The following is a 10,712-nucleotide window of genomic DNA, read 5'->3' as shown; positions in this document are numbered from 1 at the left end:
GACCCGCCCGCGCCGCGGGCGGCCGCGCGGTGCGACGATGACCCGTCGTGAGCACCGCATGACCTGGTCCGAACGGGTTCGGGAGCACCTGCGTGGGCTACGGGTCGACGTCTCGCCGTTGCGTGAGTCCCGCGACTTCCGGCTCCTCTTCTGGGCCGGGACGGTCTTCTACTTCGGCGCGATGGTCACCTACGTCGCGGTGCCGTACCAGGTCTACACGCTGACCGGGTCGAACTTCGCGGTCGGCGCGATCGGCCTCGTGGAGCTGGTGCCGCTGGTCGTCTTCGGGCTCTACGGCGGGGCGCTGGCCGACCACGTGGACCGCCGTCGCCTGCTCATCGGGACCGGCATCGCGCAAGCGTTCTTCACGGCGGTCCTGGCGGCCAACGCCTTCCGCGACGACCCGGACGTGTGGGTCGTCTTCGTGGTCGCGGTCTTCCTCGTGTCGTCCTCGGCGCTGCAGCGCCCCTCGCGGGAGGCGCTGCTGCCCCGCACGGTGCGCCACGAGCAGCTGATGGCGGCCAACGCCCTCGGCAGCCTCGGGATCCAGGTCGGCGTGCTCGTGGGGCCGGCGATCGGCGGCCTGCTGATCGCCTACGTCGGCCTGGGGTGGTGCTTCGTCATCGACATCGCCGGCCTGGTGGTGGCGACGCTGCTCTACGTCCGGATGCGGCCCTACCCACACCGGGCGGCGACGACGCCGCCGAGCCTGGCGGGCATCCGCGAGGGCATCGGCTACGCCTTCGCGCGCCGCGACCTGCTCGGGACCTACCTGGTCGACATCGCCGCGATGCTGCTGGCGATGCCGGTCGTGCTCTTCCCGGCGCTGGTCGAGGAGGTCTTCGACAACCCCGAGCTGCTGGGCCTGCTCTACGCCGCGCAGACGGTCGGCGCGATGGTCGCCACCGCCACGAGCGGCTGGACCAGCCGCGTGCACCACCACGGCCGCGCGATCGTGATCGCCGCCGCGGCGTACGGCGGGTGCCTGGCGCTGGCGGGGGTGATGCCGTCGTTCTGGCTGGTGCTGCTCTTCCTCGGGCTGTCCGGGCTCGCCGACATGATCTCGGGGGTGTTCCGGAGCACGGTGTGGAGCCAGACCATCCCGGAGGGCATGCGGGGCCGGCTCGCCGGGATCGAGATGCTGTCGTACTCCCTCGGCCCGCTGGGCGGCCAGGTCCGCGCCGGGGTGACCGCCGACCTGTGGTCGGTGCGCGGCGCGATCAGCAGCGGCGGCGTCGCCTGCATCGCGGGCGTCGCGCTGACCGCCGTGTGGCTACGTGACTTCTGGGCCTACGACGACCGCACCGACGAGCACGCCGTCGCCGAGCGAGCCGTCCGCGCCGCAGAAGGAGAGTCCTAGGGCTGTTTCGGTGGTCGAGCTTGTCGAGACCACGTCCTGTTTCGGTGGTCGAGCTTGTCGAGACCACGCGTGTAGTGCCGTCGGCCTAGACCCGTCGGTGGAAGGTGACGCTGCCGTCGGGGTGTCGCTCTGTCGCGTAGGTGGGGTCGTGGATGCGGGCGTGGTGGTGGGGACAGAGGTTGCGGGCGTTGGCGAGGTCGGTCCCGCCGCCTGAGTGCCAGGGCCGGTCGTGGTGGGCGTGGCAGAGATATGCGGGCCAGTCGCAGCCTTGGGCGGTGCAGGTGGGTTGTTGCTGGTTGAGTGCGGTGCGTTGTGCTTTGGTGAAGAGGCGGGTGGTGCGGCCGAGGTCGAGGACCTCGCTGTGGGTGCCGAGGACGGCGGGGATGATGCCTGCTTCGCAGGCGATGCGGCGGGCGTGGGCGGCGGAGATGACGCCGCCGGTGTCGAGGGAGGCGTGGCGCAGGCCGCCGAGGAGGGTGTGGAGGTCCATGGTGACCACGACGGTGGCGTTGGTGCCGCCGAGGTCGGGGAGCCGGTCGGCGGGGAACCGCTCGATCAGCTCGACCAATGCCGTGCCGAGGCGTTCGGGTGAGGGGCGGCGTTCGTAGGTGCCGGCGCCGTCGGTGGCGGTGACGTGCTTGGGCGCCGAGAGCGCCAACAGGGCCTTGTGGAGCATCTGTCCCTGCGCTTCGGGGACGCTGAACTTCCCCACCATGCTCCCGCGGCCGTCGGGACAGATCGTGAGGAACGCCCGCGCCGCAGCGGCCTGCTCCTCGCGCTCCAACGCACGGGCGTCGTGGGCCTCGCCAACCTCGGGGGCGACCACGGTGAGCAGGTGCTTGCCGATCACCCGCAACGCAGTGGGGTCGTGGTGGGCCGCCTCGGCCACCAAGTGCTTCTCCGCGCGCTCGTAGACGTCGGCGTCGAGGTCGTCTGGCAGTGCGTCGAGGGCGCGGGTGATGACGCGGGCCTGCTCGGCGTTCACCCCACCAGCAGCCAGCGCACCCCGGACGAGGTGGAACCGCCCCAACGCGTCAGCCAGCCGGACCCGGCCGGCGGCAGCACGCCGGTCCTGCCGAGTGGCGTGGGCCCACCAGCTGGCCGTGGAGGTGGCGCCACTCTGCTGCTCAACACCGACCTCACCAGCGTGCGCAGCCACCCGCAGCTCCAGCTCCGCGACCTGCGCCGCCAAGCGCGTCAGCTCCACCAGCGTCGTGCCGGTCTCCTCAGGCCCCAGGCCGAACAACGGGACCTCGGCCAGCCCGTCCAGCTCCGCGTGCAGCCGCGCGACCGTGCGGGAGACCGGGTGGTCTCCGCCGGGTCGCAGGTCCTTGGCCATGACCCCAGTGAAGCCGTCGCCACCGACATTTGAGCGCGAGATTCAGGCGGCCTTCTCACATGTTTGGCACTATTTTCGAGCGGGTGTGCGAGTGGAGGAGTGGTCGGCATGACTTCCGGGCACGTCCCGTGCTTGCTTACGACCCGCGCTGTCACCGCCGTACTCACGGCATGCCTTGTCGCGGGAGCCGTCGCGCGTGGCATCTTCGTGACTCGTCGCTGACCGGCTGTCGGGTCGCGAGAAGTTCTCGGCGAGGCACAACCATTCGGCCTTCCACGGCGTTCCCTCCACGAGTGCCATGGGCGGAGGGCGAATGGGCGACACCGAGTTCGCGGAATGGGTCAGGGCCAACCAGAACCGGCTGACGCGGTCTGCGTACCTGCTCACGGGTGACCTCCAGCGTGCCGAGGACCTGGCGCAGGAAGCGATGGTCAAGGTCGGACTGCGGTGGAGCCGACTGCGGGACAGCCACCCGACGGCGTACGCACGGACGATCATCGTCCGCGACAACGTGTCGTGGTGGCGGCGGTTTCGCGAGACGACGGTCGCCACGCTCCCAGACGTGCCTGCTGACCTCGCCGAGACCGAGACGACGCTGGTCATTCACCAGTCGCTCGCCAGGCTCACCGCCCGCCAACGCGCCGTCCTGGTGCTGCGCTACTTCGACGACCTGACCGAGCGGGAGACCGCGGAGATCCTGGGGGTCACCGTCGGCACCGTGAAGAGCACCCATGCCGCTGCGCTGGGTCGGTTGCGCCAGGTCGCTCCCGAGCTCGATGACCTGATCGGAGGACCACGATGACCGACATGCGCGCGGCGTTCCGGGCGGCAACGGATCACGTGACGGTCGACCTCGAAGCGGCTGTCCTGGGCGAGGCACGCCGACGGCGACGCCGGGGCCGAGCGATCGCCGTGGCGGGGGCGGCTGCGTTCGTCGTCCTCGTCGCCGCGGGGATAGCGCAGATCGGAGACGTCCCCGACGCTCGCCGCGCCGACGTCGGACCTGTGGATACGCCGTCGACCGACGCCGTGGCCACGCCGCCCGCCACTGTGGAAGGAGCCGGCGCGGCCACGCAGCCGGTGTGGGACCCGTTCGACCTCCCGGCCGCGCCGCTCAGCGACGTCGAGTTCACGAGCCTGGTCGGGTCGGGTGGTCGCCTCCAGCCGGACATCGAGCCCGGCGCCAACCCTGTCGGCGAGGACCCGATGTCGGGAGTGGTGGTGGCCTGGCCCGAGGTGGGAGCTGGGGTGCGGCTGTTGGGCACCGATGGCCGGTGGCGAAGTGCGCCGGCGGCCTTCGCGATACTCGAGGAGACGCCGTACCCGGCTGCCCCTGTCGCGATCTCCGCCGACGGCACGAGGGTCGCGGTGAGCACGGATGCCGGGATCAGCGTCCTCGACGTCACGACCGGCGAGGTCGCCGTCCTGGATTGGCCCGCCGAGCTCGCGCCGCCGTGGGACTATGCACCCGAACTGCGCTGGCTGTCTGACGACGATGCGCTCCTGGCCCTGCACTGGAGCGAGCCGTGGGTCATCGGACTGGACGGTGACGCCCGCCCCGCGGACTACGGCACTCAGGAAGGAGTCACGGACGTCTTCGGGATCGACCCGGACGGCCCGGTCCACCAGAACGACTACCCGCGCAGCACGCTGGTGACCTGGGATGGCGAGCGCGCCGTGCGCGAGGTCCCGTTCCCCCAGTGCGAGCGTCTGGTGGCAGCGCACGGACTCGTCGCGTGCACCACGGGCAGCCTCGACAGCTACAGCGCCCCGGACGCAGGCCCTCGAAGTGGCCCTGTCGTCGTCGACGCCGCCACCGGTGACATCGTCGCGTACGCCCCCATCGACGACCGGGGTGCCGTCTACAGCGACAACGGTCGTCTCACCGCCATGGGTTTCCTGGACCCGGACACGGTGGTGCTGAAGGTCGGACCGCGTGACCACGAGGTTCCGACGCCGCCCGCCGAGACCTGGCACCTGGTCGCCTGGCGGTACGGGGACGGCGCCTTCGAACGCATCGCCAGCGGCGACCAGCACCTGGCCGACATCTCGATCGCGCCCTCACTGATGGACTGACCCGCCGCCAGTCTCCTCCTGCGAGCGGCGCGTGCGACACGGGAAGACGCGCGGCACCAGCCCGACGACGACGGGGCTACAGCCAGGGCGATCCGATCCAGCGTTCGACGCCGAGCGGCGCCGGTATGGATTCGTCGAGCCACCATTCCAGTCGGTGGCTGTCCCCGGAACCCGCCCATCCGTCCCGCGTCTGCGTGATCGAGGCGCCGTCCGATCGAGCATGGAGGACGCCCCCTCTCGCGACGGTGAGGAACCAGTCGTCCAGCTCCCGGAGCAGGTCGGCGGAACCCCAGTCGCAGGCGTCGCATCCGCAATCCGGCAGCGCGTCGAGGAACGCCACCGTCGTGCCTGCACAGGCGATGCCGAGGTCGATACCGAAGGGCTCACCGTCAACGACGGCGGTCGCCGCCAGCAGCGTCGCGCCGTCCGGCTGCGTCGGGGTGAACCGGCGGACCGGACCGGTCTGGTCGGGGAGGCGCCGGGAGCCGCGCCACACGGAGAGATCGGGCTCGTCGACCGTTGCGAGCCCGCGCGCCGTCACCACCCGTGCCCACGCCTCGACCCGCGCGGGAAGGATCAGGTACTTGCCGGGGTCGAGACAGCGCGAGTACTCCTCCTCGAGCGGCTCCCGGTCCGGATGAGGATCGGGCCACCCCGGCGTGTCGACTCCCGTGACCGCGAACTCGCGGTCGACCTCTGTCAGGAGGTCGTCGAGCCACGGTGGGGACGGGGGTGGCGAGTACGTCACCACGCCATCGTCTGCCATGGGGGTCCGGCTATCGAGCGACATACGGCCGACGTCGCAGCGAACGGCTCGGTCGATGATCCGGACGAGCGATCGGCCACGCCCGGGCCGGGCCGCCGCGTCGCTAGATTGGCCGGCGTCGGTCGAGGGTCTGGAGAGCAGCGCATGAAGGTCGTGGTCGTCGGCGCCGGGCTGGCGGGGCTCGCCGCCGGGCACGAGCTCCGGCGGGCCGGAGCGGAGGTGGTCGTCCTCGAAGCCCGCGACCGGGTCGGTGGCCGGCTCGAGGGCGGCGAGATCGAGGGGTTCCCCATCGACCTCGGGGGGACCTGGATCGGCGAGGGCCACACCCGGATGCACGCGCTCGTCGAGGAGCTCGGGCTGGAGACCGTCCGCACCTGGAACGACGCGGGGAAGGTGCTGGTCCAGCTCGGTCGCAGGAGAGTCCTCGTGGAAGGCGCCAAAGGCGCCGTCCCGCGTCTCAACCCCGTCGCGCTCGCCGACCTGGCTCAGGGCCTCGCGCGGTTCGGCCGGCTCGCGCGAGCCGTCGATCCCGACCAGCCCTGGGGGCACCCGAGAGCCGAGCTGTTGGACGGGCAGACCTTCGAGACCTGGATCCGACGCAACCTGCGCACGCCGAGCGGACGGGCCTACTTCCGCGTCGCCACCGAGGCGGTCTTCTCCGCCGATGCGAGCGACCTCTCGCTGCTGCACGCGCTCTTCTACGCGGTGAGCAACACCGATCTCGAGACCCTCCTCGCGGTTGACCGAGGCGCGCAGCAGGACCGCGTCGTCGGTGGTGCCGCTGTCGTCGCCGATCGGCTCGCCGTCGGCCTGGACGTCAGGTTCTCGACGCCGGTCGCGATGATCGCCCATGGCGACACCGGCGTCACTGTGACTACCCACGCCGGCGAGGGCTTCGCTGCTGACCGCGTCGTGGTCGCCCTTCCGCCGACCCTCGCCGGACGTCTTCGCTACGACCCACCGCTGCCGGCCTGGCGCGACCAGCTCACCCAGAAGCTCCCTGCGGGAACGGTCGCCAAGACGTTCGCGGCGTACCCGACCCCGTTCTGGCGCGAGCAGGGCCTGAACGGCCAAGTGGCCTGCGCGGCGGGGCCGGTCAAGGTCACGTTCGACGTCTCCCCGGCGAGTGCCGAGATCGGCATCCTGCTCGGCTTCGTCGAGGGAGGTGAGGCGCGGCGTTGGCAGCGGCTCACCGAAGCCGAGCGCCGTGAGGCGGTCGTGGACTCCTTCGTCCGCTTCTTCGGCCCGCAGGCGGCCCGCCCTGTCGCCTATGTCGAGAAGGACTGGACCTCCGAGGAGTTCACTCGGGGCTGCTACGGCGCCCACTTCGCCCCCGGGGTCTGGACCAGCTACGGCGACGTGCTGCGCCCGCCGGTCGGCCGGATCCACTGGGCCGGCGCTGAGTACGCCGTTGAGTGGAACGGCTACATGGAGGGCGCTGTCCGGTCGGGAATCGCGACCGCCCAGGAGGTCGTCGACACCGTCCGCCCCGCTCAGCGCCGGAAGCGCAGCCAGACCAGCGTGACCAGGTAGGTGACCCCGCCCAGCGCGCCCAGCTGGTAGTACGGAGACCCGTCCTCGCCCTGGGCGATCTCGACCACGAACATCGCCAGCACGGCGAGGAGCACCGTCATCCCGGCGGCCAGGGAGGCTGACTGGTCGATCTGGTTGATCCGCTCGTCGGTGCGGTCCCGCAGCCCGGCCGCGGTCTCGCTCCACCCGGAGGCGGCGACGAAGACGAGCGCCACGGCCAGCATCACGCCCAGACCGACGAGTCCGAAGGTGAGGTCGTCTCCCATCACCCCCGCCACCAGGTAGGCCAGGCCGGCGATGACGGCCACTCCGGGCACCGCCCACCGGATCATCACCGGCGTCGTCTTCTCACGCGTCGACATCGAACACCTCTTCCACTGCCTTGTCGAAGAACCGAGCCAGGGCGATCGCCAGCGGGAGCGAGGGCAGGTACCGCCCGGTCTCGATCGAGTTCACGGTCTGCCGCGAGACCCCCAGGGCCTCACCGAGCGCAGCCTGCGAGAGGCCGCGAGCGACCCGGAGTTGCCGCACGACGTTCTGCACGCGTCAAGCCTGCTTGACATGCCGCCTTGTGTCAAGTGTGCTTGACATCGGGCTAGGACGGGCCGAGCGCCGGGGTGACAGGCGTATCGATGTGTGTCAACATCGACGCATGTCGAAGTCTTTGCCGGATCCGGCAGGCGACGCCGGTCTCGCCTGCTGCGTGCCGCTCGCCCGTGAACCGATCAGCGCCGAGAGCGCCGCAGGGGTCGCCCCGATGCTCAAGGCGGTGGCCGACCCGACCCGCCTGCGGCTGCTCTCCCTGGTGCTCTCCCACGAGGGCAGCGAGGCGTGCGTGTGCGACCTGCTGCCGTACTTCGACCTCTCCCAGCCCACGATCAGCCACCACCTCAAGGTGCTGCACGAGGCAGGACTCCTCGACCGCGAGAAGCGCGGGACCTGGGTCTTCTACCTGGCCCGGCCCGAGGCGATGGCGGCCCTCGGCAGCCTCTTCGCACTCAGCTCGTCGGCGTCGACCGCAGCCCTGGCAGGAGCGAGCGCATGAGCGACACCGTGCGGGAGACCGCCTCGGCCGACACCGGCCCCGTCCTGCAGCGGCTCTCGACGCTCGACCGCTTCCTGCCGGTGTGGATCGGTGTGGCGATGGTCGTCGGCCTCGTCCTCGGTCGCGTCGTCGAGGGCCTCGACGACGCCCTCGCGGAGGTCGAGATCGGCTCGGTCTCGCTCCCGATCGCCATCGGCCTGCTGGTGATGATGTATCCGGTCCTCGCCAAGGTGCGCTACAACGAGCTGGGCCACGTCACCAGCGACCGACGGCTGCTGGGCGCCTCGATCGTCCTGAACTGGGTCGTCGGGCCGGCGCTGATGTTCGCCCTCGCCTGGCTGATGCTGCCGGACCTCCCGGAGTACCGCACCGGCCTGATCATCGTCGGTCTCGCCCGCTGCATCGCGATGGTGCTGATCTGGAACGACCTCGCCTGCGGCGACCGCGAGGCAGCCGCGATCCTCGTGGCGATCAACGCCGTCTTCCAGATCCTGGCGTTCGCGGTGCTCGGCTACTTCTACCTCGAGGTGCTGCCGGGCTGGCTGGGGCTCGACCAGACCTCTCTCGACGTCTCCATGTGGGAGATCGCCACGTCCGTCCTCATCTTCTTGGGCATCCCGCTGCTCGCGGGCTTCCTGACCCGCACGCTCGGGGAGCGGGCGAAGGGGCGCGAGTGGTACGAGTCCACGGTGCTTCCCCGCATCGGCCCCTGGGCGCTTTACGGCCTGCTCTTCACCATCGTCCTGCTCTTCGCGCTGCAGGGCGACACCATCACCAACCAGCCGCTGGACGTCGCCCGGATCGCGCTGCCGCTGCTGGCCTACTTCTTCCTCATGTGGGGCGGCTCGATGCTCCTCACGCGGGCGATCGGCCTCGACTACCAGCGCGCCACCGCGGTGTCCTTCACCGCTGCCGGCAACAACTTCGAGCTGGCCATCGCCGTGGCGATCGGCGTCTTCGGCGTCACCTCCGGGCAGGCGCTCGCCGGGGTCGTCGGACCGCTCATCGAGGTGCCGGTGCTCGTCGGGCTCGTCTACGTCAGCCTCTGGGCCCGCCGCTTCTTCCCTGCAGGTCCCGCTCGCCGCTCGGCCGGCGACGCACCGTCCTGATCGTCACCACAACCCCATCCCTGTCGACACAGGAGCACGTGATGACCGACCCCGACACCCTGAACGACACCCGCGCCGCGTCCTCCCAGGACGCCGTCCTACCGGGCATCAGCGATCCACGTGACCTCCTCCACGCCGGTGCGCACCGACTCGCCACGCGGTTCGCCGGACACTTCGCGGAGGAGACGATCGAGCGGTATCTCTTCGAGTCGTACGCCGCGTTGAAGCGGACCGCCCGCGTCACCCACCACCTGCCGGTCCTGGCCGAGACCTTCGCCGCTGATCGACTCACGGCGCTGGCCCAGTCCCAAGGCACGATCGCGACCGGGGTGCCCGAGGTCCTGCTGGTCTGCGTCCACAACGCGGGGCGTTCCCAGATGGCCGCTGCGCTGCTCGACCACCACGGCCGGGGCCGCGTCCACGTCCGGTCCGCAGGTTCCCAGCCCGCGGCCGAACTCGACCCGGCCGTGGTCACCGCCATGGAGGAGGTCGGCCTCGATCTCTCGCGTGAGTACCCCAAGCCGCTGACCGACGACGTCGTCCGCGCTGCGGACGTCGTCATCACGATGGGCTGCGGGGACGCCTGCCCGATCTACCCCGGGAAGACCTACCTCGACTGGGCGCTCGACGACCCCGCCGGCAGGCCGGTCGAGGAGGTCAGGCTCATCCGCGACGCCATCGAGAACCGCGTCCTGGCCGTGCTCGCCGAGCTCGCCCCGGCCACCTGAGGGCCACGTGCCTGTCACTTCGGCACGGCACGATCCCGTCCGGAAAAACGACTCCCGACCCACACCGCATCCCCACGCAAGGAGGACACGGATGACCGACGCCAGCCCCGACGCCACCCGCACAGACCAGACCACCGGCAGCACGAGCTCGGCCGAGGACGGCGGCCACGTGCCGCAGGTCGTCTACGCCTGCCGCGCCAACGGCGGTCGGTCGGTCGCCTCCCGGCTGCTGACCGAGTACTACGCCCAGGGCCGCGTCGTCGCCATCTCGGCCGGGACCGAGCCCGGTGACCACATCCACCCCGAGGTCGCCCGCGTCCTCGAAGAGCTCGGCTTGGACACCTCGCAGGAGTCGCCCAAGCTGCTCACGACCGAGATGATCGCCGAGAGCGACCTCGCCATCACCCAGGGCTGCGGCGAGAACTGTCCCTACGTCCCCGGCGCCCGCTACCGGGACTGGCCCCTGGAAGACCCCAAGGGCAAGGACGAGGCAACGGTGCGTCGCGTCGTCGCCGACATCGACTCCCGGGTTCGCGAGCTCCTCGTCGAGCTGGTGCCCGACATCGACCTCCCGCCGTCTCTGCTCGCGTCGCCGGACGCGACCGAGGACACTGCTCGTGCCTGATGCTCGCCAGGTCATCGTCATCGGCTCCGGCCCGTCGGGCTACACCGCGGCCGTGTACGCCGCCCGCGCCGGCCTCCAGCCGCTCGTCTTCGAGGGCTCGGTGACCGCCGGTGGGGCGTTGATGAACACGA

At 71.0% G+C, this 10,712-nt stretch carries 13 protein-coding genes; 9 read left to right on the top strand and 4 right to left on the bottom strand.

Translation table 11 applies throughout. The features are described from left to right. Positions 1-58: 58 nt before the first annotated feature. Positions 59-1,360, top strand: coding sequence for an MFS transporter (locus ACSMHG_RS16750; protein WP_435747183.1), 1,302 nt, complete (start codon positions 59-61; stop codon positions 1,358-1,360). A gap of 85 nt (positions 1,361-1,445) precedes the next feature. Here the strand turns inward: ACSMHG_RS16750 and ACSMHG_RS16745 are convergent, their stop codons facing one another. Continuing rightward, on the bottom strand, positions 1,446-2,699 hold the full coding sequence (locus tag ACSMHG_RS16745) for an HNH endonuclease signature motif containing protein (RefSeq protein ID WP_435747181.1): 1,254 nt from the start codon (positions 2,697-2,699) through the stop codon (positions 1,446-1,448). A 313-nt stretch (positions 2,700-3,012) separates the two neighbouring features. Between ACSMHG_RS16745 and ACSMHG_RS16740 the strand changes: the two genes are divergently transcribed. Next, entirely contained in the window at positions 3,013-3,501 is a 489-nt protein-coding gene (locus ACSMHG_RS16740) for a SigE family RNA polymerase sigma factor (protein ID WP_435747179.1), read from the top strand. Further along, positions 3,498-4,775, top strand: a complete 1,278-nt coding sequence (locus tag ACSMHG_RS16735) for a hypothetical protein (protein WP_435747177.1) — start codon at positions 3,498-3,500, stop codon at positions 4,773-4,775. The genes ACSMHG_RS16740 and ACSMHG_RS16735 overlap by 4 nt, the downstream gene beginning before the upstream one ends. Before the next feature lie 76 nt (positions 4,776-4,851). On the opposite strand, the gene ACSMHG_RS16730 is transcribed toward ACSMHG_RS16735, so the two are convergent. Continuing rightward, entirely contained in the window at positions 4,852-5,526 is a 675-nt protein-coding gene (locus ACSMHG_RS16730) for a DUF6226 family protein (protein ID WP_435747175.1), read from the bottom strand. A gap of 159 nt (positions 5,527-5,685) precedes the next feature. Between ACSMHG_RS16730 and ACSMHG_RS16725 the strand changes: the two genes are divergently transcribed. Beyond that, entirely contained in the window at positions 5,686-7,074 is a 1,389-nt protein-coding gene (locus tag ACSMHG_RS16725) for a flavin monoamine oxidase family protein (protein ID WP_435747173.1), read from the top strand. On the opposite strand, the gene ACSMHG_RS16720 is transcribed toward ACSMHG_RS16725, so the two are convergent. Both ACSMHG_RS16720 and ACSMHG_RS16715 read right to left on the bottom strand, forming a co-directional pair. Beyond that, a complete protein-coding gene (locus ACSMHG_RS16720) occupies positions 7,035-7,436 on the bottom strand; it encodes a hypothetical protein (protein ID WP_435747171.1) in 402 nt (133 codons plus the stop codon). The two genes, ACSMHG_RS16725 and ACSMHG_RS16720, sit on opposite strands and share 40 nt — an antisense overlap. Next, positions 7,423-7,617, bottom strand: coding sequence for a helix-turn-helix transcriptional regulator (locus ACSMHG_RS16715; protein WP_435747169.1), 195 nt, complete (start codon positions 7,615-7,617; stop codon positions 7,423-7,425). Before ACSMHG_RS16715 ends, ACSMHG_RS16720 begins: the two co-directional genes overlap by 14 nt. Before the next feature lie 109 nt (positions 7,618-7,726). Here ACSMHG_RS16715 and ACSMHG_RS16710 point away from each other — a divergent pair, with 109 nt between their 5' ends. From ACSMHG_RS16710 to ACSMHG_RS16690, 5 genes are all read left to right on the top strand, one after another. Continuing rightward, positions 7,727-8,119 (top strand): metalloregulator ArsR/SmtB family transcription factor, encoded by a 393-nt coding sequence (locus ACSMHG_RS16710; RefSeq protein WP_435747167.1) that lies wholly within the window; start codon positions 7,727-7,729, stop codon positions 8,117-8,119. Beyond that, positions 8,116-9,228, top strand: a complete 1,113-nt coding sequence (arsB, locus tag ACSMHG_RS16705) for an ACR3 family arsenite efflux transporter (RefSeq protein ID WP_435747165.1) — start codon at positions 8,116-8,118, stop codon at positions 9,226-9,228. Before ACSMHG_RS16710 ends, arsB begins: the two co-directional genes overlap by 4 nt. Before the next feature lie 41 nt (positions 9,229-9,269). Continuing rightward, positions 9,270-9,956, top strand: a complete 687-nt coding sequence (locus ACSMHG_RS16700; protein WP_435747163.1) for an arsenate reductase ArsC — start codon at positions 9,270-9,272, stop codon at positions 9,954-9,956. Between the two features lie 91 nt (positions 9,957-10,047). Further along, entirely contained in the window at positions 10,048-10,581 is a 534-nt protein-coding gene (locus ACSMHG_RS16695; RefSeq protein WP_435747161.1) for an arsenate-mycothiol transferase ArsC, read from the top strand. Next, the coding region (locus tag ACSMHG_RS16690; RefSeq protein ID WP_435747233.1) for an FAD-dependent oxidoreductase at positions 10,574-10,712 on the top strand (139 nt) is incomplete at its 3' end. The genes ACSMHG_RS16695 and ACSMHG_RS16690, both read left to right, overlap by 8 nt.

Origin of the sequence: Nocardioides ureilyticus (assembly GCF_051280745.1) — a bacterium.
Lineage (GTDB): Bacteria > Actinomycetota > Actinomycetes > Propionibacteriales > Nocardioidaceae > Nocardioides.
This window is presented reverse-complemented; position numbering and strand designations above follow the sequence as displayed.

Bases quoted from the DNA above. Each gene is read 5' to 3' on its own strand.
- ACSMHG_RS16710 (WP_435747167.1), top strand. From the start codon at position 7,727: ATGTCGAAGTCTTTGCCGGATCCGGCAGGCGACGCCGGTCTCGCCTGC.
- ACSMHG_RS16735 (WP_435747177.1), top strand. From the start codon at position 3,498: ATGACCGACATGCGCGCGGCGTTCCGGGCGGCAACGGATCACGTGACG.
- ACSMHG_RS16750 (WP_435747183.1), top strand. From the start codon at position 59: ATGACCTGGTCCGAACGGGTTCGGGAGCACCTGCGTGGGCTACGGGTC.
- ACSMHG_RS16740 (WP_435747179.1), top strand. From the start codon at position 3,013: ATGGGCGACACCGAGTTCGCGGAATGGGTCAGGGCCAACCAGAACCGG.
- ACSMHG_RS16700 (WP_435747163.1), top strand. From the start codon at position 9,270: ATGACCGACCCCGACACCCTGAACGACACCCGCGCCGCGTCCTCCCAG.
- ACSMHG_RS16725 (WP_435747173.1), top strand. From the start codon at position 5,686: ATGAAGGTCGTGGTCGTCGGCGCCGGGCTGGCGGGGCTCGCCGCCGGG.
- ACSMHG_RS16695 (WP_435747161.1), top strand. From the start codon at position 10,048: ATGACCGACGCCAGCCCCGACGCCACCCGCACAGACCAGACCACCGGC.
- arsB (WP_435747165.1), top strand. From the start codon at position 8,116: ATGAGCGACACCGTGCGGGAGACCGCCTCGGCCGACACCGGCCCCGTC.
- ACSMHG_RS16720 (WP_435747171.1), bottom strand. From the start codon at position 7,436: ATGTCGACGCGTGAGAAGACGACGCCGGTGATGATCCGGTGGGCGGTG.
- ACSMHG_RS16745 (WP_435747181.1), bottom strand. From the start codon at position 2,699: ATGGCCAAGGACCTGCGACCCGGCGGAGACCACCCGGTCTCCCGCACG.